Origin of the sequence: Leifsonia sp. NPDC058248 (assembly GCF_042881905.1) — a bacterium.
In the GTDB taxonomy this organism is placed as follows: domain Bacteria; phylum Actinomycetota; class Actinomycetes; order Actinomycetales; family Microbacteriaceae; genus Leifsonia.
Genome location: NZ_JBHVXB010000006.1, coordinates 161,860 through 185,282, shown reverse-complemented (window position 1 = coordinate 185,282; position 23,423 = coordinate 161,860). Strand labels below are relative to the sequence as shown.

Below are 23,423 nucleotides of genomic sequence, written 5' to 3'. Positions count from 1 at the left end.
GCTCACCGCCCGCGCCGCGCGCCGCGCTAGGCTCGAGCCGCGCGGTCTCGGCGATGGGGCGCCGCGCCCGGGCCCATGTCGTGTTCCGGGGACTCCTCTCCAACCTGCCCGAGGACGCGCTTCGCGTTCGTGCGGTACACGCGCTCGAGCAGCTCCGGATCGAGGTCGAGCGCCGAGACGTTCCACCGCCCCTGGCCGGGGATCTCGCTCCCGGGGTCGTACGAGAAGCCTTCGTCGGCGGTTTCGAAGAACCGGTAGTTCAGCCGGTACGCGTCGGCGTCGGCCGGATAGGCGTCCGTTCCGAACAGCACCTGCTCCGGATGCGCGGCCAGCAGTCGCGCGAATCGGCGCGGCTGCCGTCCGAGCTCGGCCATCCGGCCCGCCGTGTCGATCGTGTAGTTCGGTGCCGCCGCGAGCAGACGTTCGACGCGGTCGAGGTCTTCGGCCGCGCATCCGGCGTGCGCCCCGATGAAGGTCGTGCCGGGGCAGGCCAGCACCAGGGCGGCGTGCGCGTCGAGCAGGGCGTCGAAGGTCGGGTACCGCTCGGTGTCGCCGAACCACCATTCAGGGACTCCGGTGAGCTCGTCCAGCCGCTCGTTGCGGCGGTCCGCCGGCGCGAAGAACGCGATCGGGTCCGCGGTGTGGATGAGCACCGGAAGCCCGAGCCCGCCCGCGTGCCGCAGCACCGAGATCACCCGGGGGTCGTCCGGAGCGATGAGGCTGCCGTCGGAGTCGCGGACCGTGAGCCCGAGGTCCTTCCACACCTTCACGCCCCGCGCGCCCCGCGCTGCGCTGTCGTCGAGGGACGCCCGGAGCGCGTCGGCCCCGCCCGGTTCGCCGAGTCTCGCCCAGTCCACGTGGCAGAACGTGACGAAACGCCCCGGATGCGCGCGGTCGTAGCGGTCGACGTTGGCCGTGACCTCGTCTCCCCAGAGCCCGTCGAGATTGACGATCGTCTCGACGCCGCACTCATCCATCATCGCGACGAGCGCCGCGACGTCGTCGAACATCCACTCGCCGTCGTTCAGCCACCGCCCGAGGTGGTTGTGCACATCGATCACGGGGGCGAGGGGCCGTTCGACCACGGTCTGCGTCACCCGCAGCTCGCTTCGCGGAGCCCAGTCGGCGAGGCGGAGTTCCGCGAGCAGTGACCAGTCGGGATCGGGCATCTGTAACCTCTCTGTAACAAACAATCAGTAAGACTGAGCGAACTGGACATTTTTGTTGTCAAACGCTCACTGTGCGCCAATGATAAGTCCAACGCGCGGAGCAGCGCGCCTCATGGACCGACCACAGGAGCATCCCCTCGTGACACTGACCTCCCGCGAAATCACCAGTCAGCCAGCGATCTGGCGGGAGGCCCTCGCCGGGCATTCCGAGCGCGCGACCGCGCTGCTCACCCTGCCGGGCTCACGGGTGCTCGTCCTCGGCTGCGGCACCTCGGCGTTCGTCGCCGAGTCGTTCGCGGCGCTGCGTGAGGCCGCCGGCTTCGGCGAGACCGACGCGGCCTACGCCTCCGAGCCCTGGCCGTGGCGCAACTACGACGCCGTGATCGTGCTCAGCCGCTCCGGCACCACGACCGAGGCGATCGACGCGCTCGACCGCGTTCCGGCCGGTGTGCGCACCATCGCCGTCACCGGCGTCGCCGACTCGCCGGTCGCCGAGCGGGCGGGCGACGTGCTCCTGCTCGACTTCGCCGACGAGGAGTCGGTCGTCCAGACGCGCTTCCCCACCACCTTCCTGCTCCTCGCCCGCGCCGCCTTCGGCGAAGACGTCAGCGCCCTGCCCGACCAGGCGGAGGCGGCGCTCAGCCGACCCCTCGGCATCGACGTCGCCTCGTTCTCGCACTTCGTCTACCTCGGCAGCGGATGGACGTACGGGCTCGCGCAGGAAGCCGCCCTGAAGATCCGCGAGGCCGCACAAGCGTGGGCCGAGTCGTACCCGCTGCTCGACTACCGCCACGGACCGCTCGCCGTCGCCGATTCGCGCTCGCTGGTCTGGATCATCGGCCGTGTCGAGCCCAGCCTCGTCGACGACATCGAGTACACCGGCGCGACGGTCGTGTCGGGCTCCCGCGACCCCTTGGTCGAACTGGCGGATGCTCAGCGCCTCGCCGTCGCCATCGCAGAGCTCCGCGGGCTCGATCCCGACGCCCCGCGCAACCTCACCCGCTCGATCGTCCTCAGCTGACCCGAGTCTCCACAGCACCGAGAGAGGAACCGAAGATGTCACTCCCACTCAGAACCAGCACGAAGGCCAGGAGGGCGTTGCGCCTCACCGGCGTGATCGCCGTCGCGGCAGCCGCTGTCGCCCTCTCCGGTTGCAGCGGATCGCAGGGGTCCACCACGCTCGACACCAAGGCGAAGGTGAAGATCGAGGTGTGGTCGGGCCAGGTCGACGCCGCCCAGACGGCGATCGAGGGCCTCGCCCACGAGTTCGAGAAGGCGCACCCCAACGTCACCATCGACCTCTCGCCCGGCGCCTCGTCGACCGACCAGCTGCTGCAGAAGCTCTCGGCCGGCTTCGCCGGCAATCAGTACCCGGACATGTCGTACGCGTTCGGTTCGTGGGCCGGCCAGCTGGAGGCATCCGGCCGCACGCTCGACCTCTCGAGCGACGTGAAGAAGCCCGAGGTGAAGTGGGACGAGTTCACCGCCGCGGCACGCGGGACCGCCCAGCCGACCGGCAAGAAGGTCATCGGCTTCCCGGCGGTGGTCGACAACATCGGCCTCCTCTACAACAAGACCCTGTTCGACAAGGCCGGTCTCGCATACCCGACCGCCGACTGGACCTGGGACGACTTCCGCGCCGCAGCGAAGAAGCTGACGGACTCCGCCAACCACATCTACGGCTACGGCTACTCCGTCTCCGGCAGCGAGGAGACGACCTGGCAGTTCTGGCCGCACCTGTGGCAGAACGGCGGCTCCATCCTCTCGAGCGACGGCACCAAGTCGGAGTTCGCATCGCCCGCGGGCGTCGACGCCCTGACCTTCCTCCAGTCGATGGCCGTCGATGACAAGAGCGTCTACCTCGACCAGACCGACACGAAGTTCGGTCAGCTGTTCGTCAGCAACCGCATCGGCATGATCACCTCGGGTCCGTGGCAGCTGTCCGACCTCAAGATCGGCGGCACCAAGTACGGAGTCGTGCCGCTGCCCGGCACGAACGGCGACCACCAGACGGTCTCCGGGCCGGACATCTGGGCGCTGTTCGACCACAAGGATGCCAACCGCGCTTACTGGACGACCCAGTTCGCCCAGTGGCTGACCTCGGCCGAGCAGGACGAGCGCTTCAACGTCGCCGTGGGCAACCTGCCGCTGCGATCGTCGGAGGCGACGTCGGACGCCGTCATGAAGGAGGCGGCGACCTATCCGGGCTACGACGTGTTCGTCGCCAACTCGAAGAACGTCAAGGAGACGCGGCCGACGACCAAGGGCTACGCCGACCTCTCGGTGGCGATCGGCAAGGCGATCTCGTCGGTCCTCCAGGGCCAGGGCGAACCGCAGCCCGCGCTCGAGCAGGCCGCCAAGACCGCCGACAGTGAGATGACGAAGTAGGAGTGGGCGGGAACACACTGATGGCCGACACCGCCGCTCCCACGATCGGGAGAGAAAATGCACCGGATGCGACGGGGTCGCGTCGCGTCCGGCGCCGGCAGGGGCTCAAGGCGGCGCTGACCGGATGGGGGTTCGTCGCTCCCGCGACCATCATCATCCTGGGCCTGTCGATCTTCCCCGCGGTGTGGGCGTTCATCCTGTCGCTGCAGAGCTGGGACGGTTTCAGCCCGGCGACCTGGGTGGGCGCCGCGAACTACGTGCAGCTCATCAGCGACGCCGACTTCTGGAACGCGGTGCGCAACACGCTCGGGTTCACCGTGCTGTTCGTACCCGCCTCGGTGCTGCTGGGGCTCTTCCTCGCGGTGGCGCTCAATCGGCGCATCCGGTGGATGGGGTTCTATCGCACCGCGATCTTCGTGCCGTTCGTCGCGTCGGCTGCGTCGACGGGCATCCTGTCGACCTACCTGTTCAGCCCGCAGTTCGGGCTCGTGAACAACGTCCTGCGGGTGCTGCACCTGCCCCAGCAGGGCTGGCTCGACGATCCGCACCAGGCGATGCTCGTGATCGCGATCATGTCGCTCTGGGGATCGGCCGCATTCACCACGGTGATCTACCTGGCCGCGCTGCAGGACGTGCCGGCGGACCTGATCGAAGCGGCTCGGATCGACGGCGCCAACCCCTGGCAGACCTTCTGGCGGATCGTCTGGCCACAGCTCGCGCCGGTGACCGTGTTCGTGACCATCTGGCAGACGATCCAGGCGATCCAGCTGTTCGACCTCGTCTACACGACCACGCGCGGCGGCCCGCTGGATGCGACCAAGACCATCGTCTACTTCCTGTACGACAAGGCGTTCCGCTCCCTCCAGTTCGGCTACGGATCGGCGGCGGCGTACGTCTTGTTCGCGGCCACCCTTCTCATCACCATCTTCATCGTCGTGTATTCGCGGCGTAAGGGTTCGGAGGCGTTCTGATGACCACGGTTCTGGATGAGGTGGCGACGTCGTCCCTCGACGTGGCGGCCAGTGTGGGCGCGACGCCCGGACGCCGCAGGCGGCGGTTGAGCGGCTGGCACTTCGTGCTGTTCCCGATCGCGATCCTGTTCCTCGTGCCGTTCGTGCAGATGGCGCTCGCGTCGTTCTCGCCGGCGAAGGAGCTGGTCGCGTTCCCGCCGCCGTTCATCCCGTCGCACTTCACGATCGACGGCTATGTGAAGCTGTTCGGCCAGACGGACATCCTGCTCTGGCTCGGAAACACGATCCTGGTCTCCGGCACGGCGATCCTCTCCAACCTGGTGCTGTGCTCGCTGGCCGGCTACGGGTTCGCCCGCCTGAAGTTCGCCGGCCGCAATTTCGGGTTCCTGATGATTCTCGCGACGATCATGATCCCCACCCAGCTGCTCATGATCCCCACCTACATCCTCTTCGCCACCCTCGGGCTCCTGAACGGATTGGGAGCCGCGATCGTGCCGTGGCTGGCGACGGCGTTCGGGATCTTCCTGATGCGGCAGTTCTTCCTCTCGCTGCCGGCCGAGCTCGAAGAGGCCGGGGCGATCGACGGCTGCAACCGGTGGCAGATCTTCTTCCGCATCGTTCTGCCGCTGGCACGTCCGGCGCTGGCGACGCTCGCGATCTTCACTCTGCTCGGAGCGTGGAACGACCTGGTCTGGCCCCTCATCGCGATCAACAACCAGCAGTCCTTCACTCTGCAGCTCGGCATCGCGAACTTCCAGGGCGCGCACCAGACGGACTGGAGCCTGATCATGGCGGGCAACGTCATCGCGACGCTCCCGCTCATCCTGTTCTTCCTCTTCGCGCAGCGTCAGTTCATCGCGACCATGACGTTCTCCGGCCTCAAGGGATGAGCGGGGTCGACGTCCTCGTCGTCGGCGACGCCAACCCCGACCTGCTGCTCACCGGCGACACCGTCCCACGGTTCGGGCAAGTGGAGCAGCTGCTCGACGGCGCGGACCTGCTGCTCGGCGGCAGCGCGGCGATCGTCGCTAGCGGTCTCGCCCGGCTGGGCGTGCGGACGGCGCTGGCGGCGGTGGTCGGCGCGGACCAGTTCGGCCGGTTCGTGCTCGACCGCCTCGAGGAGCGCGGGGTCGACACGTCGGCGGTCATGGTGTCGGGCGACACTCCGACCGGGCTGTCGGTGATCCTCTCCGAACCGCACGACCGCGCGATCCTCACCCTGCCGGGTACGATCCCGGAGCTCACCGTGGACGCCGTGCGGGCTGCGGTCGAACAGCTCGCACCGAATCACGTGCACGTCGCCTCCTACTTTCTGCAGCCGACCCTGGCCGACCGGATGCCCGAGCTGTTCGTGTGGCTCCGTGCGCGCGGGGTGACGATCAGCCTCGACACGAACTGGGACCCGGCAGGGCACTGGACCGGGCTGGAGGAGCTGCTGCCGCTGGTGAGCGTGTTCCTGCCGAACGCCGAGGAGGCGCTGGCGGTCGCCGCAGCCGTCACGCGGGAGCCCGCGGACGGGATCGAGAAAGCGGGGGCCGCGCTCTCCGCTCTCGGCTGCCGCGTCGTGGTCAAGGCCGGTGCCGAGGGCGGTGTCGCGTTCGAGCGCGGTGTGTTCGCGGGGCGGGCATCCGGACTCGTGGTGGACGTGGTCGACACGACGGGCGCGGGCGACAGCTTCGACGCCGGATACCTCGCGGCCCTGATGGGCGATGCGACGACCGAGCGGGAGCGCCTGCGGTGGGCGGCCGCGGCGGGATCGCTCTCGGTGCGCGGCCGTGGGGGAACGGCGACGCAGGCCACCGAGTCGGAACTGGCCGCGGTGCTGTCGCCGGCACCTGCACCGGCGCGCACGCGCTGATCAGCCCGCAGAGCCGTCGGTGAGCAGGGCGGGGCACGTTCCGGAGGCGTCGGCGGCGAGCTCGAAATGCCAGGACTCATTGGCGTAGATCTGGCAGAGGCCGTACTCGGCCCCGAAGCGCACGAGCCAGTCCATCGCGTCGGCTGTCGCGATGTCGACCGCCGCGCCGTGCACGTGCTTCGACTGGTCGGCGGGTTTCACCCAGCGACTCGCCTCCTGCGCGCTCCCGTACTGGGCGACGGCCTGGTCGAACAGGTACTGCTGATAGCGCGTGCTGCGCCAGCCGTCGGCGATGGTGAAGGCGACGTGGCGCTCGGCCGCCGCAGCGGCGGCACGACCCAGCGCATCCCGGAGGCGGCCGTCGAGGCGGGTGACCGCGGGCACGTCGTCGGTCAGCGCCACGCTGCCTCCCGTGGGAATGTACCCGTCCTGCGGCCCGAGCCGGCCGGCGTCCGAGACGTGAGGCACGGATGCCGCGGCGGAGCCCTGCGCATCGAGGGGCGTGCATCCGGCGAGAGCGGTGATGAGGATGCCCGCCGCAAGGGAGGCGAGGATGGTTCGGAGGCGCACGGCTGGTCCTTTCGGGTCGGAGTCCAGCCTGTTCGACCAGGGGGACGTCGCGAATCCGCTCAGCGATGCATCCGCCTCGGTCGCTCGGATGACCATCGGCCTGCCTGCCGCGGAGGCCGGCACGGCGTAGCTTTGCGTTATGAGTCGCATTCCAGGTCGTCTGCGCTTCAACCACGCGCACGTCGTCACCACTCGCGAGAAGCTCGACCAGGGCCGGGCGGCGCGGGCGACGGTGCCCCGTACCTCCCATGCCCGCTACCAACCGGATGCTCACCGCGATCCCCTGGGCGTGCTCGAGCGTCAGAACGAGAAGCGCCTGCCCGACCTGGTGCCGCTGCGGATGTCCCGGATGCTGCAGGATCCGTTCGCCTTCTATCGCGGAACCGCTGCCATCCAGGCGGCCGACCTCGCAGGCGGGCCGAACACGGGCGCGACCGTGGCGATCTGCGGCGACGCGCACATCGGCAACTTCGGGCTGTTCGCCTCACCGGAACGGTCGATGGTGTTCGACCTCAACGATTTCGACGAGGCGACCCTCGGGCCGTGGGAGTGGGACGTGAAGCGGCTGGTGACGAGCGTCGTGATCGCCGCTCGCGCGCGCGGCGCCGGCACGGAGGAGGTGCGCGAGGCCGCCTCGCGAGCCGCTGCCGCCTACCGCAACGGTCTGCGCGAAGCGCTCCGGGTGGATGTCGTCGAACGGTTCTTCCGTGCCGCCGTCGTGAACGACGGACACCAGTTCGGCAAGGCCAGCCGGGTGGTCGTGCAGGCCGCGATGAAGGCGGCCGACAAGCGGACCGCGAAACGCCTCATCGCGCGCATCACCGAGACAGCCGAGGACGGCTCGGTGCGGGTGATCGAGAGCCCGCCGAGGCTCACCCACGTCGGGCCGGCCATCGAACGGCGGGTGAGCGAGGTGATCGAGCGGTATCGCACGACGGTCACCTCCGACATCTCGCTGCTGCTCGCACAGCACACGATCACCGACGCCGCCCGCCGCGTCGTCGGCGTGGGCAGTGTCGGCACGCAGTGCTACATCGTCGTGCTCACCGGACCGGCGGGCGAACCCCTCGTGCTGCAGGTGAAGGAAGCGACGGACTCGGTGATCCACGAGTTCGGCCACGTTCCCGTCGGCACGGTCGACGGCGTCGACCCCGTCATCCTGGCAGCGAACCCCGGCTACCGCGTCACGGCTCACCAGCGCATCCTGCAGGCCGTCTCCGACCCCTTCCTCGGTTACCTGACGGTCGCGGGGATCGGCTTCTACGTCCGCCAGTTCCGCGACAAGAACGTCTCCTTCCCGATCGCCGCCATGCCCGCCGAGGCGTTCACCGAGTATGTGACCGCGTGCTCGACCATCCTCGCCCGCGCCCACTCCCGCAGCCCCGACGGCGCCTTCATCGCCGGCTACATCGGCACGGGCTCGGCGTTCGCGGACGCGGTCGTCGACTGGTCGCACGCATACGCAGACCAGTCACTTCTCGATTTCGAGGCGCTCCAGGAAGCCGTCGACGCCGGGCGATTCACGGTCGCGCCGCGACCGTAGCGGCGGGGCCGCCGATCCGCCACCGATGCTGGACGGGACGGCATCCGGGCTGGTAGCGTCCTGAAGTCCGTGAAACCTGCGAGGAGGTGAGACCCATGAACGCTGTATCCCTTGGGTGCTCCCCGTCCTCTTCACGGCTGGGCGATTGACGTAGTTGTCGCCGGGAGCGCCTCGACAGGCACTCCCGAAAGGTAACAACTATGCATTTCACTGCACAGACATCGTCGAACGGTGTCATCGAACGCGATTTCACACTGGATGACGTGACCGGCGTCTTCTGGTCGCCCGCATCCGGCTCCGATCATGCGCCGCTGGTGCTGCTGGGCCACGGTGGCGGGCTGCACAAGAGGGCTCCGGGGCTCGTGGCACGTGCCCAGCACCTGGTGACGACCGGCGGCTACGCCGTGGCCACCATCGACGCACCGGGGCACGGCGACCGGACGCGATCGGCCCAGGACCGACGGTGGGTCGCCGCCATGCTGCGGGCTCGGGCCGAGGGCGAGCCGATCGGGCCGATCGTCGCCGACTACAACAGCGCCCTGGCAGAGCGTGCCGTACCGGAATGGCGGATGGTCCTGGATGCTCTCCAGGGGCTGCCTGAGGTCGGCGCGGATGGAGGGGTCGGCTACAGCGGCATGACGTTGGCCTCCGCCATCGGATTGCCGCTCACTGTGATCGAACCCCGGATCACCGCCGCGATCTTCGGCGGGGTCCTGGTGTACGAGTCGCTGGTCGAGGCGGCGAGGCGGATAACCGTGCCGATCCAGTTCCTGCTCCCGTGGGACGACGCGGAGATCGACCGTCAGTCCGGCCTGGAGCTGTTCGACGCCTTCGGCTCGACGGAGAAGACGTTGCACGCCAACCCGGGCGGGCATCACCAGGTCCCGTGGTTCGAGGCCGAGGACTCGATCGGGTTCTTCGCGCGGCATCTCGGCTCGGCCCGTTTGACGCTCGCCTGAGCCGGCGCGGCATCGGCGTCCGGCGCATCAGCCGGGCGCCGGTGCCCTCGGGGGCACGGAGCTAGCGTCCGGGCATGACGCTGCACAGCAGGTCGAGCGCTCCCTCCCAGGCACTGTCGGAGATGGCCGAGTAGTTGATGACGAGACCGTCGTCGACCGTCGACGGGTCGAGCGCTTCGTGGCGGTACTCCGCCATTCCGCTCACGATCAGCCCGCTGGCGGCCGCCGCTCGGAGAACCGCGCCCTCCGTTCCGGCCGGGAGTTCGAGAACGGCCTGCAGCCCAGCCGCCATGCCTCTCACCCGCACGTCGGGCGCGCGGCGCGCCAGGGCGGCGATCAGCTGGTCGCGGCGTCGCCGGTAGTTCTGCCGTCGCGAGCGGACATGGCGGTCGAATGCGCCGGACGCGATGAACTCCGCGAGGGTGAGCTGGTCGAGCACGCTGACCGTCTCGACGCGCCCCTTGGCCGCCAGCACGTCCCGGAGAAGGCTCTCCGGAAGCACCATCCAGGCAACGCGGAGTGCCGGTGCCAACGACTTGCTGGCCGTGCCGAAGTAGACGACGCGCTCGGGGTCCAGGCCTTGGAGTGCGCCCACCGGCTTGCGGTCGTAGCGGAACTCGCCGTCGTAGTCGTCTTCGAGGATGAAGCCATCGGTGCTGCGTGCCCAGTCGAGCACAGCAGCACGGCGTTCCGGGGACAACGCGACACCCGTCGGGAACTGGTGGGCGGGGGTCAGCAGCACGGCGCCGACCTCGAGGTCGCGGAGCTCCCGGATGCGCGCACCCTGATCGTCGACGGTCAGCGGCGGGATGCGAAGGCCGGCTTCCGAGAGGAGGGCGCGGTAGAGGTCGAGACCGTAGCTTTCGACCGCGATCGCCTGTGCGCCTCTGCCCGCGAGCGCCTCCGCGACCAGCGCCAGACCGTGGTGGAATCCCGAGCAGATGACGATGCGCTCCGCCTCCGTCTGCACCCCGCGAACGCGAGAGAGGTAGCCGGCGAGAGCAGTGCGCAGTTCCATCCGGCCGGCCGGGTCGCCGTACCCGAACGCGCTGTAGGGGGCGGCTGCGAGGGCGCGCCGGGCGGCGGCGAGCCACTGCTGGCGGGGAAACTCGGCGAAGTCCGCCGAGCCGGGCACGAGCCCCTGGATGGCTCTGCGGTCATCCGGGCCGGTCACTGCCGCTGCTGTCGGCTCGGTGAGCGGACGCACCAGGGTCGCGACGCGTGTGCCCGATCCCTGTTGCGCCGTGAGCCAGCCTTCGGCGACCAGTTCTGCGTAGCATTCGGTCACCGTGCTTCGTGCGATGCCGAGGTCGGTGGCGAGCACCCGGGACGCGGGCAGACGAGTGCCGGCGACCAGGCGTCCCGATCGCACCGCGTCACGGAGCGCGTCGGTCAGACTTGCCCGCAGCCGGGGGCCCGTGACGTCGACGAGAAGGTCCAGCCCAGCACGCGATCTCGGACTATCCGCTGAAGTGGTCTGCGTTTTCGACATGATAGTGGACCATACTCCCATACCGCTTGGTGCGTACAGTCGAGTCATCATCCTCGAATCCACCACGAAAGCAGGTACTTCCCGTGTCCAGAATCTTCCTCGCCGGCGCATCCGGTGTCATCGGTACGCGTCTCATCCCCCTGTTCGTCGACGAGGGCCACGTCGTCGGCGGCATGACCCGATCGGCCGGCAAGGCTGACCGACTGGCCCAGCTGGGCGCAGAGCCGATCGTGGTCGACGTCTTCGACCGCGAGGCGCTCATCCGGGCGGTCGTGGACTTCGAGCCCGACGTCATCGTGAACGAGCTCACGGATCTGCCCGACGACGTGACGAAGATCGGCGATCACGCCCAGCTGAACGCTCGGATCCGAACCGAGGGCAACCAGAACCTGATCGAAGCAGCCCGCGCGAGCGGCGCGCCGAGGATTCTGGCCCAGACCGTCGCCTGGCAGCTGCCCGACGGCCCGGATGCTCTGGCTGTCGCCGAACTGGAGCGAGCGATTCTCGCCGAAGGCGGCGTGGTCCTGAGCTACGGCCAGTTCTACGGACCCGGAACCTACAACGAGCAGCAGGTCCCCGCCGAGCCCCGCGTGCACATCGACCGCGCAGCGGAACGGACTGTGGAGCTCTTGGACAGCCAGTCCGGCGTCGTCGTCATCACCGACTGACGCTGCCGGCTCAGGAGCATCCCATGTCCACAACACCCGGTCTCGACCAGACCCCGGCGCCTCGCCGGTTCACGCTTCCCCGTCAGCCGGCGTTCGTCGGCACGGCGCTCGGGTTCACCAGCCTCTATCTGGCGGCCGGCGTCCTCACTCCTTTGCTCGTCGTCTACCGAGAGCAGTGGGGATTCCCGCCCTCGATGCTGACGGTCGCGTTCGCCGCCTACGCGATCGGCTTCCTGGCCGCGGTCCTCACGTTCGGATCGCTGTCCGACCACGTCGGTCGACGGCCTGTGCTCATCGGTGCGCTTCTCGTGCAGGTCGCGGCAACGGTGATCTTCCTCGTCGCTCCCGACATCGGCTGGGTGATCGCCGGCCGGATCGTCCAGGGTGTCGCAAGCGGCGCGGCGACCGCCGCCTTCACGGCCGCACTGGTCGAACTGTCGCCGCCGGCGCGGAGGTCGCTCGGCGCGACTCTCGGCAGTGTCGGGCTCACGGGCGGCCTGGCCGTCGGCTCGCTCATCGCCGGGGTGGCGATCCAGTTCATCCCGGATGCCAACACCGTCATCTTCACCGGCCTGCTGGTGCTGACGATCATCGCAGTGGGGGTGGCGCTGTTCTCGCCCGAGACCGCACGGCGCACCCCCGGGGCCGTCCGATCGCTGATCCCACGCGTCTCGGTCCCGCGCACGGCGCGCCGAGAATTCGTTGCGGCGGCTCCCGTCGTGGCGGCGGTGTGGATGCTCGCAGGACTTTCCGGCGGGCTCGCACCCAGCATGGTCCGCAGTGTGTTCCACCTCGACAGCGGCGTCCTGAACGGCGTCGCCGGCTTCATCACCCCGGCCGTCTCCGTCATCACGGGCTTCGCCCTCGCGCGGGTGGCCCCGCGACGAGCGATGACGATCGGCATCATCGCAGCGATCGCCGGGTCGCTCGGGATCATCGGCGGCGTCTTCGCGGGAAGCCTGGCGCTCATGTTCATCGGCCAAGCCATCGCCGGCGTCGCGTTCGGTGCATCCTTCACCGCGGCGCTCGGGCTGATCATTCCGCTCGTCGCGCCCCAGCAGCGGGCGGGGGTCGTCGCCGCGATCTATGTGGTGTCGTACACCGCCTTCGGGGTGCCGATCATCGTCGAGGGCCAGCTGGTCGGTGTCGTCGGCGAGGTGCCCGCCGTCGTGGGCTATGCGGCGCTGACGATCCTGCTGGCCGTGATAAGCCTGTTCGCTCAGGCCGTCACGGGCCGACGAACTGCGGCGGACTCGAGCGGTGGGCGCACCGCCGGCTCCGTGGATGCCCGCCCGGCCTCGGCCGCTCCGACGCGCTGACGCGAGTGGTGCCGACGCCGAGTCAGTCGACCAGCAGCACGAGCTTGCCGCGCACCCGGCCGGCTTCGCCGACGCGGCCGTAGGCGACAGGGTCGACGCCGAGCTGGTCGAGCGCACGTGCCGCCGTCTCGACCGCGGCCGGCAGTGCGGCTGCGCCGGCGAAGTCCAGCGAGGGCGGGATCGGAGCGTAGGAGGACAGCACGGCCCATTCCGCCTGGGCCGCCCAATACGGGTAGGCGCCGAAAACGCGATCGCCGAGGGCAGCATCCGTCACCCCCTCACCGAGTTCGTCGACGACACCCGCCGCCTCGTAACCCATGGTCTGCGGGAGTTCCTGGTCCAGCAGACCCTGGCGCTTCATCCAGTCGCTCGCGTTGATGCCGGCGGCGCGCACCGCGATCCGGATTTCGCCGGGGCCCGGATGCGGGTCCGGAAGGTCCACGAGCTCGAGCACCTCCGGGCCGCCGAAGCGGCTGAAACGCGCTGCTTCACCGACCTCTCCCTCGCCGTCAGATCTCGACGTCGCTGCCCATTGTGACGGTGCGGAGCGGCGGAAGCCCGAAGCGGGCGGCCGGGTCCGCCGCGTTGTGCGCGAGCGCGATGAACAGTGATCGGCGCCACCGGACCATGCCCCCTTTCCGGCTGGTCCGGATCGCCCCTCGGGAGATGAAGTACGACGCGTATTTGAAGTCGGTGGCCTTGAGCGGGAGGACGCCGGCATGACAGGCGGCGCGGAGCGCACGGGGGATGTCCGGCTCGTCCGAGAAGCCGAAGCGGATGCTCAGATGGTCGATGCCGTCGTCCGAAAAGCCGAGATCGTCGTAGGCGAACGCCTCCAATACCGGCACGTGCGGTATCGACGCTGTCGTCACCGACACGATGATGACGTGCTCGTGGAGAACGTGGTTGTGCTTCACGTTCGCGCGCAGGGCCAGCGGCGTGCTGTCCTTGTTCGGATGCGGGAAGATCGCTATCCCGGGAACCCTCGGCAGGTGTTGGGCACGGACGTCCTCGATGAACTCGGAGAGGGCACCCTCCTTCGTCTTCCGATCGTTCAGAACGAGCAAACGGCCCCGGCGCCACGTCGTCATGACGGTGATGACGGCGGCGGCGATGAGCAGGGGCACCCACCCTCCGTTGAAGATCTTGGGGAGGTTGCCTGCGAGGAACGCCAGTTCCAGCCCGCCGAAGACGACGGCCGCGGCGACGATCTTCCAGGGTTCCCACTGCCACAGGGGGCGTGCGACGAGCAGGAGCAGCAACGTGTCGACGACGAGCGCTCCCGTCACGGAGATGCCGTAGGCGGTGGACAGCCGATCGGAGGAGCCGAATGCGAGCATCACGGCCATGACGCCGATGAACAGCAGCGCGTTGACGGCGGGCAGATAGATCTGGCCGCCTTCGCGCTTGGACGTCTGCCGGACGGTGAGCGGCGGGAGCAGACCGAGCTGTACGGCCTGCCGAGTGAGTGAGAAGGCTCCGGAGATGACGGCCTGGCTCGCGATCACGGTCGCGGCGGTCGCCAAGATCACCACCGGGAGTCGCCCCCACTCCGGGATCAGCAGGAAGAACGGGTTGGCCTTCGCAGCGGGATCGTGCAGGATGAGCGCGGCCTGGCCCAGGTAGTTGATCGTGAGCGCCGGGAAGACGAGGAAGAACCAGGCGCGGCGAATCGGCGAGCGACCGAAGTGTCCCATGTCGGCGTAGAGCGCCTCGGCTCCCGTGATGACGAGGACCACCGCTCCCAGTGCGATGAACGAGATCGCCGGATGCGCGACGATGAAGACGACCGCGTAGGTCGGCGACAGACCGAGCAGAACCGCCGGATCCTTGATCACCATGGCCAGGCCGGCCACGGCCATGACGACGAACCACAGCACCATGATCGGGCCGAAGAGCACGCCCACCTTGCCCGTCCCGAAGCGCTGAACGGCGAAAAGGCCGACCAGGATCACGGCTGCGATCGGAATCACCAGCTGCCCGATGGCCGGCACCGTGACGTGGAGGCCCTCCACTGCGGAGAGAACACTGATCGCCGGCGTGATGATCGAGTCGCCGTAGAACAGGGACACGCCGACGATGCCGATCACGAGGAGTATCCCGGCGCGCCCGGCGCGTTTGGCGTACAGCCGCTGGGCGAGCGCCGCCAGCGCCATCACGCCGCCCTCGCCGTCGTTGTCCGCGCGCATCAGGATGCCGAGGTATTTGATGGAGACGATGATCGTGATGCTCCAGAACATCAGCGAGATGACGCCGAACACGTCTTCCTGGTTGGCGCGAACGGCGCCGTTGTCGAGCTGGAAGACCGTCTTCAGCGCGTACAGCGGGCTGGTGCCGATGTCGCCGAACACGACGCCCAACGCGGCGATCGCGGTCGCCACCAGCGCCCTCGAGCCGTGGTGGACGACGTGGGGCGCCCCCGGCGTCTCTTTCTTGGCGGCATCGGCGCCGCCCGGTCCGGCCGAAACCGTCACTGGACTCCTCTGTCGACTGCGATGGGTCGGGTCATGCGACCCGGTGGAACGATGTGCCCCGCATTCGCGCAACGTTACCCCTGCTCCGCCCGACCACCCCGGCGCGTCGCGAGATTCCGCGCGGGACGGCGAAGTGCGGCGCATCGCGGGATCGGCGTATGTTCGGGGCGTGGACCATCGAAGCCGACCAGCCCTCGTCCGCCCGTGAGCACGCCCTTCGTCGCGTTGCTGCGCGGGATCAACGTGGGCGGCAAGAACCTCATCGGCATGGCCGACCTCGCCGACTGCTTCCGTGACGCGGGCTACCAGGATGTGCGCACCTACAGCCAGAGCGGCAACGTGCTGTTCGCTGCCGATCGCGCGGTCGGGCCGCAGCTCGAGGATGCCGTCGAGCGGATGCTCGGAGCGCGCTTCGAGGTCCCGATCCTCGTCGTGGCGCGGTCGCGGGACGAGCTCGCTGCGACGATCGCCGCGGCGCCCCCGGACCACGGATCCGACCGGCTGCGCAGCGAGGTGTTCTTCCTGAAGCATCCGCTGACATCGGCGGAGGTGTGCGCCGAACTGCCGGAGTTGCGCGAAGGGGTCGACTCGATCGCCCCGGGTCCTGGCGCGCTCTACTTCTCGCGCGTGGCGGCGCAGGCGAGGAAGACCCGGATCACCCGTCTCATGGCGATGCCCGTCTTCCGGCAGATGACCGTGCGCAGCTGGCGGACGAGCACACGGCTCCTCGAGCTGCTGGATGCCGGCTGACGTGCCGGTGCACCGACCACCCCCTTGACACCGATGGCTAATGGTATTAGCTTTACGGCTATGAACACTTTCACCGACAGCCAGGTCCGCTTCCTTCAGCGCCCGGAAGGGCGCGTGAGCTACACCGTCGAGGGCTCCGGCCCGCTCGTCGTCGCCGTCCCCGGAATGGGCGACCTCCGCTCCACCTACCGCGAGCTGGTCGGCCCGCTGGTGGCCGCCGGCTACCGGGTGGCCGTCACCGACCTCCGGGCGCACGGCGAGAGCGACACCACCTTCCGCGATTTCGGCGACATCGCCACCGGGGGAGACCTGATCGCACTGATCGACGAGCTCGGCGGCCCCGCGGTCGCGCTCGGCAACTCGATGGGCGCCGCCTCCGCCGCCTGGGCCGCAGCCGAGCGTCCGGATGCCGTGGCCGGCCTGGTGCTCTACGGCCCGCTCCTGCGCGAGCCGGCCACGAGCGGCTTCGTCCGAGCATCCGTGCACCTGCTGTTCCGCGCGCTGTTCGCCGGTCCGTGGGGCGCCGGATTCTGGGCCGGCTACTACGACAAGAACCTCAACAAGGGACACCGCGCACCTTGGCTCGGCGAGCACGTGGCCGCCATCAAGGCGAACCTCAAGGAGCCCGGCCGCCTGCGCTCGTTCCGCCACCTGGTCCTGCAGCTGACGCACACGGTCGTCGAGCCCCGGCTGGGCGACGTCCGCGCGCCGATGATCACCTTCGTCGGCGAACTCGACCCCGACTTCACGGACCCGGCCGCCGAGAGCGAGTGGCTCGGCACGCTCGGAGCCCAGACCGTCTTCCTCTCCGACTGCGGTCACTACCCGCAGGGTCAGCGTCCCGACATCGCGGTCCCCGCCACCCTCGACTTCGTGAACGCCCTGCGGGACGCGGCCCCGACCGGCGACGACCTGGTCGCTGCAGCCTGGGCCGCGCGTGCCTAGGGCCGGCCTCACCCGTGGCGCGGTGACCGACGTCGCGATCGACGTGGTCGACGCGGGGGGCGCATCCGGATTCGATCGCCTCACGCTCGCCGCGGTGGCCGGAAGCGCCGGCGTCGCCGTGCCCAGCCTCTACAAGCACGTGTCGTCGCTCGACGACCTCCGACGTCTCGTCGCGACGGTCTCGATCAGCGAGCTGACGCGGGTGATCGCGGGGGCGACCATCGGGCGTTCCGGCGCAGAGGCGCTGCGCGAGGCGGCGGATGCGGTGCGAGCCTGGGCTCACGAGCATCCGGGGCGCTACGCGGCCACCCAGGTGTCGCCCGACCGCTCCGATCCCGCCGACGCCGAGCTGGCCGAACGGGCCGCGGAGACCATCGCCGTGCTGAGCGGCGCGCTCCGCGGCTTCGATTTGGCCGAGTCGAAGACCGTCGACGCGATCCGGATGCTCCGCAGCGCGATCCACGGTTTCGTCATGCTCGAGTTGAGCGGAGGGTTCGGCCTGCCCGACGACCTCGACCAGAGCTTCCGGCTGCTGATCGACGGGGTCATCGCCGCCATCGCGCGGCTCTAGCGTCGCGCGTCGCCCGTCGCCCGTCGCGCCCGGACCGCGACCCTGGCGCGCCCATTCATGCAAAAAGTGCGGTTCAGCCGGGGCGGAACCGCACTTTTCGTACGAAAGGTGTGCTGGGGAAGATCCTCAGCCGCGGGCGCGACGCGAGCCGTTGCCGCGGCCGGTGCCTCCACCGACGAGGCTGCCGACGCGGATTCCGCCGCCGTTGCCGGTGCCGGAGCCGCCCGAGCGCTGTCCGCCGGAGCGCTGTCCGCCGGAGCGCTGAGCGCCCGTCCCGGCCTGAGCCGGAGCACCGTGAGCAGCTGCGCCGCCGGCCGATCCACCGTGGCCGGACGCCGGGCGACCCGAGCGGTCGCGACGCGGACGTCCCTCGGCCGAGTCGGCACGAGCGCCGTCGCGACCGCCACCGGCGTTGCCGCCCGCAGCGCCACCGCGACCGCCACGGCCACCGCCGTTGCCGCCGTTCTCGGGGCGACCGTCGCGGCCGGCGCGCTTGCGGCGCGCGTTGGCGCCCTGCGACTGTCCGCCGCCACCGCCGCCACGCGGGTTCTCCTCACGGGGAACCGGCTTCACGAACGCGGCCACCTCGCCGACCAGCTTCACCACGGCGGGCGAGGTCGCCTCGACCGTCTGCGGCTGGACGTTGATCTCGGCCTTGCGGAGAAGGGTCTTCACGTCGGACTTCTGCGAGGTCATCATGACGGTGACCACGTCGCCCGAGCTGCCGGCACGAGCCGTGCGGCCCGAGCGGTGCAGGTACGCCTTGTGCTCCATGGGCGGGTCGACGTGGACGACGAGCTCGACGTTGTCGACGTGCACACCGCGGGCGGCGACGTCGGTCGCGACCAGGACGCGCACATCCCCGGCGCCGAACGCGGCCAGGTTGCGGTCACGGGCCACCTGCGAGAGGTTGCCGTGCAGGTCGACGGACGGGATGCCCGACGCGGTGAGCTGCTTGGCCAGCTTCTTGGCGTGGTGCTTGGTGCGGGTGAAGAGGATGCGGCGGCCCGTTCCGGAGGCGAGCTTCTCGACGAGGTCCTTCTTGGCCTCGGCGGTGGTCACCTCGAAGACGTGGTGGGTCATCGCGTCGACGTGGCTGGTGGCCTCGTCGACCGAGTGCAGCACCTCGTTGTGGAGGAAGCGCTTGACGATCTTGTCCACGCCGTTGTCGAGGGTGGCCGAGAACAGGAGGCGCTGGCCGCTGTTCGGGGTCTTGTCGAGGATGCGCGTGACGACGGGCAGGAAGCCGAGGTCGGCCATGTGGTCGGCCTCGTCGAGCACGGTGATCTCGACTGCGTCGAGGGTGACGAAGCCCTGCTTCATGAGGTCTTCGAGGCGGCCGGGGCACGCGACGACGATGTCGACGCCGTCCCGGAGGGCCGCGACCTGGCGCTGCTGGGAGACGCCGCCGAAGATGGTGGTCGACTTCAGTCCGTACGCGTCGGCGAGCGGCTGCATGACGGCCGAGATCTGGGTGGCGAGCTCGCGGGTGGGGGCGAGCACCAGGCCGAGGGGACGACCCGAGCGGCGACGGCCGCCGGCGAGCTTGCCGCCGAGGCGCGCGACCATGGGCAGCGCGAACGCGATGGTCTTGCCGGAGCCGGTCTTGCCGCGGCCCAGCACGTCGCGTCCCGCGAGCGTGTCGGGCAGGGTGTCGGCCTGGATGGGGAACGGCTCGCTCTTGCCGTCGGCCGCGAGAACGGCGACGAGCGGCGCGGGAACGCCGAGCGAGGAGAAGGAGTTTTCAGACAAAGGTGGTGCCTTTCCGGCATCAGGACCCGCACGTCGCCTGCCCGCAGTTCGGGTGGCGCGACGGTGGGGATGAATGGCGAAGGTGCCGAGCGGCACGATCGTTCGCCGTAGAAAGAAGTCGACGCTCACGGGGCGGTTGCCCGGCGCGGCGCGTGGTGCGTTCTGCGACGCAGGGAGTCCATCGTGGACTCGCAAGTGATCACAGTCTACAGGATCGGGCTCTGAGCGTCTTCCAGGCTGGAGGAAGTAGACTTTCGGCCCGAATCGAGAGGTGGTCTGCGTGCAGGAATCGGAGCTCGAACGCGAGCGTGCAATCGTCGCCGACCTGTACGTCCGCCTCGATGAACTGCGTTCCGAAACCGAGGAACGGCTGACCCGCGTTCGGCGGGAGAGTGTCGGCGGAAACCATCAGGCGCGCAGCGAGCGCGACGCCTTCGCTCGCCTCTACGAGGACCAGCTCGCGCAGTTGCGCGACGTCGACGCCCGGCTCGTCTTCGGCCGCCTGCTGCTCGACGAGCCCCCCGACGGCGACGCCCACCGCTACATCGGCCGCGTCGGACTGCGCGACGACGACCAGCACTCTCTTCTGATCGACTGGCGTGCACAGCAGGCCAGCGCGTTCTACCAGGCCACGGCGAGCGAGCGGATGGGCGTGCGCGCACGCAGGCATCTCACGATGAGCGGCCGCCAGGTCACGCGCATCGACGACGAGGTCTTCGACGAGGCACTGCTCGACGGCAGCGCAGCGGGCAGCGAGGTCGTGCAGGGCGAGGGCGCGCTGCTGGCCGCGCTCACCGCACAGCGCACGGGCCGGATGCACGACATCGTCGCGACCATCCAGGCAGAACAGGACCGCATCATCCGCTCCGACCTGCGCGGGGCACTCGTCGTGCAGGGCGGTCCCGGCACCGGCAAGACCGCTGTCGCTCTGCACCGGGCCGCCTACCTGCTGTACGCGAACCGCCAGCGGCTGAGCACATCCGGAGTTCTCGTCGTCGGGCCGTCGACCGCGTTCCTCCGTTACATCGAGGCCGTGCTGCCGTCGCTCGGCGAGACAGGCGTCGTCATGCAGACCCTCGGCGAGCTGTACCCGGGGGTGGAGGCGGCCGTCGACGACGAGCCGGCTGCGGCGAAGCTCAAGGGCTCGGCGCAGATGGCGCGGCTGCTGTCGCGGGCCGTGCGGTCCCGGCAGAAGGTTCCCGCAGAATCGCAGACCGTCGACATCGACGGCGAGCGTCTCGTGGTCGAGCCCGACCTGATCGCCCGCGCGATCGCCAAGGCGCAGCGCGGCGGCAAGCCGCACAACCTCGCGCGGGTCGTCTTCGTCAAGCAGGCGCTCGGCGAGCTGACCGAGAAGCTCGCCTCGCAGCTGCGCGCGAGCGGGTCCACCATCGACGAAGCCGACCTGAAGGTGCTCCGCGAAGACCTGCGAACCTCCTACGACGTGCGCGTGCTGCTGAACACGGCCTGGCTTCCGCTCACGCCGGAGAAGTTCATCCAGGACCTGTACGCGCGTCCGTCGTGGTTCGCCGAGCTCACCCCGCGCTGGACTCCGGCCCAGCGTGCCGCACTCGCCCGCGAGCGGTCGGCGCCGTTCACGGTCAGCGACGTCCCGCTCCTCGACGAGGCGGCCGAGCTCCTCGGCGCGTTCCCGGGCAGACCGGATGCCGGAGCGCGCGAACGGGACCGCCAGCGCAAGCGCGACCTCGAGAACGCGCGGGCGGCCATCCGGAACATGGGCGTCGAAGGACTCGTGCGCGCCGAGCAGCTGGCCGACGGCTTCGCCGAGCGCGTCGACTTCGGGACCACCGCGGAGCGCGCCGCCGCCGACCGCACCTGGACGTACGGGCATGTCGTCGTCGACGAGGCGCAGGAGCTGTCTCCGATGCAGTGGCGCCTGCTGGTGAGGCGCTGCCCGATGAAGTCGTTCACGATCGTCGGCGACATCGCCCAGGTGGCGTCGCCGGCCGGCGCGACCAGCTGGCAGTCGGCGCTCACGCTGTCGTTCAAAGACGCCTGGCGGCTGGAGGAGCTGACGGTCAACTACCGCACCCCGGCGCAGATCACCCGCGAGGCGGAGCGGCTGGCCGAGTCGGCGGGACTGCCGATCACGCCGACCCGCGCCGTGCGCGAAGGCGACTGGCCGATCCGCCGGGTCTCGGCGAACGGGAGCGGGCTGGGGGAGTCGGTGGCAGAGGCGGTCGCGGCCGACCGGGCGATCGACTCGGCGGGGACGGTGGCCGTGATCGCCGCGGCGGCGGCAGTGGATGCGGTGGGCGCGGCCGTCGAGCGGCGTTTCGGCACCCAGGCGGCACGCGGGGCGGCCGGTCTCTCCCGTCCGATCGCGGTGCTCACCGGATTCGAGGCGAAGGGGCTGGAGTTCGACGCTGTCGTGCTGGCCGATCCGGATGCCCTGGTCGCGGAGTCCCCGCGCGGCGCCGCCTCCCTCTACGTGGCGATGACGCGGCCGACGCAGCGCCTCACGCTCGTCACGCGCTGAGCTCCATCCGCTGTCTCGCCGCTGTCTCGCGTTGTCTCGCTGTTGTCTCCCGGTTGGTAACGACGGAGATTCCGCGGCCGAACGGCCGGAATCTCGTCGCCTGCCTCTGCTGACCGGCGTGTCGCCCGAGATCTCCGTCTTTACCAACCGAATCCCGCCTGTTCTCAGGAGCCGGCGGTCGGCACAGGCCGGAAACTCCTGTATTCAGGAGCGTGGCGATGGGGTCAGTAGATGCCGGAGTAGCGCTCGCCGACGGGGATCTCGATCGGGAGCGTGTTGCCCGCCTGGGCGAGCGGGCACGCCCACGCCGGGTCGTACGCGCAGCTCGGGTTGTACGCGAAGTTGAAGTCGAGCACCAGAGTGGCCTCGCCGTCGGAGGCGTCGATGCCGAGGTCCGCGCCCTTCACCGTGTCGATGAGGTAGCGGCCGCCGCCGTAGGTGCCGCCGTGTTTGCCGGCCAGGGCGTCCTTGATCGGCACGAACAGCCCGCCGCTGTACGAGGTGAGCCGCCACACATCCAGCGTTCCCGCGAACGGGACCCGCACGGTGCCGAGCAGTTCGAACGGCACGACCCCGTCCGTTCCGGTCTCGACGTCCATCCGCCGGGGTTCTCCGGCGGGCACGATCGGCAGCTCGAACCGCCACTCCGGGTCGTACGGCATCACGGGCAGTCCGGTGAACTGGTCGCGGTCCTCGGGGAGGAGCGGGGTGGCCGGATGCGACGAGAAGAGGTCGTTGCGGCAGGAGATCCAGTGCGCGTGGGCGGCCACGGGGTCGGTCGCCGCCAGCTGGCGCACCGACGAGTAGAGCCCGAACACCCGGCGTCGCCAGTCGGCGATGTGCACTGCGGTGACGGCGCGGGCCGCCATCTCGGGGGATCCGATCTCGGCGTCGGTCATGGTGTGTGCTCCTCGGGTTCGGGTTCGGGTTCGGGTTGTGGGGGATCGTAGGCCCAGGTCGGCGCCAGCCGGCGGAGGCGGAGCCCGCGCCACTGCCAGAAGGCCCAGAGCGTGTACCAGGCCACCGGGGTGAGCACACCGGCGCGCACGATGAGCTGGTCGCGGTAGAGGGTCCGCATCCGGCCGTCGGCGTCGGGTCCGGCCGGGTCCGGCGCGATCGCCATCCTGTGGTCGAGGTGCGGGATGGCCGAGAGCAGCCCTCCGGTGCCGCCGCCGGTGTCGCGCAGGATGCGCACCCCCGGTTCGCGCGCGCCGCCCGTCGTGAGCCGGATCGCCTGCGTGCCGACCGTGAAAGCGCCGAGTGCACGCACGCTCACGCGGTGCTCCCCGCCGCCCCACACGGTCGGGAAACCGCCCGGGTCCTCCGAGCGGAAGTCGAGCCAGGGCAGCGCCACCTCACGGAAAGCGGTCGGGCTCTGCAGAGCGCGCCAGGCCGCATCCGGATCGCAATCCAGCGTGAACTTGAGGAGAACGCGCATGCACCAAGTGTCGCCCATCCGGAACGCCGGAGCACCGTCGCGCCGCCGATTCGCTG

The 23,423-nt window shown here is 69.8% G+C and carries 20 protein-coding genes and 1 pseudogene; 13 read left to right on the top strand and 8 right to left on the bottom strand.

Annotated elements, in window-relative coordinates:
- Nucleotides 1-26: 26 nt before the first annotated feature.
- The gene (locus ACFVV5_RS11730) at nucleotides 27-1,169 is read right to left on the bottom strand and encodes an amidohydrolase family protein (RefSeq protein ID WP_387243736.1); all 1,143 of its coding nucleotides are present in this window, start codon (nucleotides 1,167-1,169) and stop codon (nucleotides 27-29) included.
- Between the two features lie 139 nt (nucleotides 1,170-1,308).
- On the opposite strand from ACFVV5_RS11730, the gene ACFVV5_RS11725 reads away from it, so the two are divergent.
- Genes ACFVV5_RS11725 through ACFVV5_RS11705 form a run of 5 tightly spaced genes read left to right on the top strand, consistent with a single transcriptional unit; the run spans nucleotide 1,309 to nucleotide 6,386 of the window.
- Complete coding sequence (locus ACFVV5_RS11725; protein ID WP_387243733.1) at nucleotides 1,309-2,190, top strand: SIS domain-containing protein; 882 nt, start codon at nucleotides 1,309-1,311, stop codon at nucleotides 2,188-2,190.
- A 35-nt stretch (nucleotides 2,191-2,225) separates the two neighbouring features.
- Nucleotides 2,226-3,557, top strand: a complete 1,332-nt coding sequence (locus tag ACFVV5_RS11720) for an ABC transporter substrate-binding protein (protein ID WP_387243730.1) — start codon at nucleotides 2,226-2,228, stop codon at nucleotides 3,555-3,557.
- Between the two features lie 20 nt (nucleotides 3,558-3,577).
- A complete protein-coding gene (locus ACFVV5_RS11715; protein WP_387243727.1) occupies nucleotides 3,578-4,528 on the top strand; it encodes a carbohydrate ABC transporter permease in 951 nt (316 codons plus the stop codon).
- Entirely contained in the window at nucleotides 4,528-5,418 is an 891-nt protein-coding gene (locus ACFVV5_RS11710; RefSeq protein ID WP_387243724.1) for a carbohydrate ABC transporter permease, read from the top strand. Before ACFVV5_RS11715 ends, ACFVV5_RS11710 begins: the two co-directional genes overlap by 1 nt.
- Nucleotides 5,415-6,386, top strand: coding sequence for a carbohydrate kinase family protein (locus ACFVV5_RS11705; protein WP_387243721.1), 972 nt, complete (start codon nucleotides 5,415-5,417; stop codon nucleotides 6,384-6,386). The genes ACFVV5_RS11710 and ACFVV5_RS11705 overlap by 4 nt, the downstream gene beginning before the upstream one ends.
- On the opposite strand, the gene ACFVV5_RS11700 is transcribed toward ACFVV5_RS11705, so the two are convergent.
- Nucleotides 6,387-6,956, bottom strand: a complete 570-nt coding sequence (locus tag ACFVV5_RS11700) for a M15 family metallopeptidase (RefSeq protein ID WP_387243718.1) — start codon at nucleotides 6,954-6,956, stop codon at nucleotides 6,387-6,389.
- Between the two features lie 139 nt (nucleotides 6,957-7,095).
- On the opposite strand from ACFVV5_RS11700, the gene ACFVV5_RS11695 reads away from it, so the two are divergent.
- Together ACFVV5_RS11695 and ACFVV5_RS11690 are read left to right on the top strand one after the other, a co-directional pair.
- Nucleotides 7,096-8,499 (top strand): DUF2252 domain-containing protein, encoded by a 1,404-nt coding sequence (locus ACFVV5_RS11695; protein ID WP_387243715.1) that lies wholly within the window; start codon nucleotides 7,096-7,098, stop codon nucleotides 8,497-8,499.
- A gap of 200 nt (nucleotides 8,500-8,699) precedes the next feature.
- Nucleotides 8,700-9,458, top strand: coding sequence for an alpha/beta hydrolase (locus tag ACFVV5_RS11690; RefSeq protein WP_387243712.1), 759 nt, complete (start codon nucleotides 8,700-8,702; stop codon nucleotides 9,456-9,458).
- A 61-nt stretch (nucleotides 9,459-9,519) separates the two neighbouring features.
- Here the strand turns inward: ACFVV5_RS11690 and ACFVV5_RS11685 are convergent, their stop codons facing one another.
- Nucleotides 9,520-10,950: a PLP-dependent aminotransferase family protein gene (locus ACFVV5_RS11685; protein WP_387243709.1), complete on the bottom strand. Its 1,431-nt coding sequence runs from the start codon at nucleotides 10,948-10,950 to the stop codon at nucleotides 9,520-9,522.
- Between the two features lie 83 nt (nucleotides 10,951-11,033).
- On the opposite strand from ACFVV5_RS11685, the gene ACFVV5_RS11680 reads away from it, so the two are divergent.
- Together ACFVV5_RS11680 and ACFVV5_RS11675 are read left to right on the top strand one after the other, a co-directional pair.
- Nucleotides 11,034-11,618, top strand: coding sequence for an SDR family oxidoreductase (locus tag ACFVV5_RS11680; RefSeq protein WP_387243706.1), 585 nt, complete (start codon nucleotides 11,034-11,036; stop codon nucleotides 11,616-11,618).
- Between the two features lie 23 nt (nucleotides 11,619-11,641).
- The gene (locus ACFVV5_RS11675) at nucleotides 11,642-12,937 is read left to right on the top strand and encodes an MFS transporter (RefSeq protein WP_387243703.1); all 1,296 of its coding nucleotides are present in this window, start codon (nucleotides 11,642-11,644) and stop codon (nucleotides 12,935-12,937) included.
- A gap of 94 nt (nucleotides 12,938-13,031) precedes the next feature.
- Here ACFVV5_RS11675 and ACFVV5_RS11670 read toward each other — a convergent pair.
- Together ACFVV5_RS11670 and ACFVV5_RS11665 are read right to left on the bottom strand one after the other, a co-directional pair.
- Nucleotides 13,032-13,391: pseudogene (locus tag ACFVV5_RS11670) on the bottom strand (alcohol dehydrogenase catalytic domain-containing protein); the annotation flags it as partial.
- Nucleotides 13,392-13,446: 55 nt separating this feature from the next.
- Nucleotides 13,447-15,411 (bottom strand): potassium transporter Kup, encoded by a 1,965-nt coding sequence (locus ACFVV5_RS11665; protein ID WP_387243700.1) that lies wholly within the window; start codon nucleotides 15,409-15,411, stop codon nucleotides 13,447-13,449.
- Nucleotides 15,412-15,615: 204 nt separating this feature from the next.
- Here ACFVV5_RS11665 and ACFVV5_RS11660 point away from each other — a divergent pair, with 204 nt between their 5' ends.
- The 3 genes from ACFVV5_RS11660 to ACFVV5_RS11650 are packed head-to-tail and all read left to right on the top strand — an operon-like array spanning nucleotide 15,616 to nucleotide 17,677.
- Entirely contained in the window at nucleotides 15,616-16,161 is a 546-nt protein-coding gene (locus tag ACFVV5_RS11660; protein ID WP_387243697.1) for a DUF1697 domain-containing protein, read from the top strand.
- 60 nt (nucleotides 16,162-16,221) lie between these two features.
- Nucleotides 16,222-17,106 carry an alpha/beta fold hydrolase gene (locus ACFVV5_RS11655; RefSeq protein WP_387243694.1) on the top strand — a complete coding sequence of 295 codons (885 nt, stop codon included), beginning with the start codon at nucleotides 16,222-16,224 and terminating at the stop codon, nucleotides 17,104-17,106.
- On the top strand, nucleotides 17,099-17,677 hold the full coding sequence (locus tag ACFVV5_RS11650; protein WP_387243691.1) for a TetR/AcrR family transcriptional regulator: 579 nt from the start codon (nucleotides 17,099-17,101) through the stop codon (nucleotides 17,675-17,677). The genes ACFVV5_RS11655 and ACFVV5_RS11650 overlap by 8 nt, the downstream gene beginning before the upstream one ends.
- A gap of 126 nt (nucleotides 17,678-17,803) precedes the next feature.
- On the opposite strand, the gene ACFVV5_RS11645 is transcribed toward ACFVV5_RS11650, so the two are convergent.
- Complete coding sequence (locus tag ACFVV5_RS11645; RefSeq protein ID WP_387243688.1) at nucleotides 17,804-19,429, bottom strand: DEAD/DEAH box helicase; 1,626 nt, start codon at nucleotides 19,427-19,429, stop codon at nucleotides 17,804-17,806.
- A 280-nt stretch (nucleotides 19,430-19,709) separates the two neighbouring features.
- Here ACFVV5_RS11645 and ACFVV5_RS11640 point away from each other — a divergent pair, with 280 nt between their 5' ends.
- The gene (locus ACFVV5_RS11640; RefSeq protein WP_387243685.1) at nucleotides 19,710-21,929 is read left to right on the top strand and encodes a HelD family protein; all 2,220 of its coding nucleotides are present in this window, start codon (nucleotides 19,710-19,712) and stop codon (nucleotides 21,927-21,929) included.
- A gap of 224 nt (nucleotides 21,930-22,153) precedes the next feature.
- Here the strand turns inward: ACFVV5_RS11640 and ACFVV5_RS11635 are convergent, their stop codons facing one another.
- Both ACFVV5_RS11635 and ACFVV5_RS11630 read right to left on the bottom strand, forming a co-directional pair.
- Nucleotides 22,154-22,828 carry a DUF1684 domain-containing protein gene (locus ACFVV5_RS11635; protein WP_387243682.1) on the bottom strand — a complete coding sequence of 225 codons (675 nt, stop codon included), beginning with the start codon at nucleotides 22,826-22,828 and terminating at the stop codon, nucleotides 22,154-22,156.
- Complete coding sequence (locus ACFVV5_RS11630) at nucleotides 22,825-23,367, bottom strand: hypothetical protein (RefSeq protein WP_387243679.1); 543 nt, start codon at nucleotides 23,365-23,367, stop codon at nucleotides 22,825-22,827. The genes ACFVV5_RS11635 and ACFVV5_RS11630 overlap by 4 nt, the downstream gene beginning before the upstream one ends.
- Between the last annotated feature and the right edge of the window lie 56 nt (nucleotides 23,368-23,423).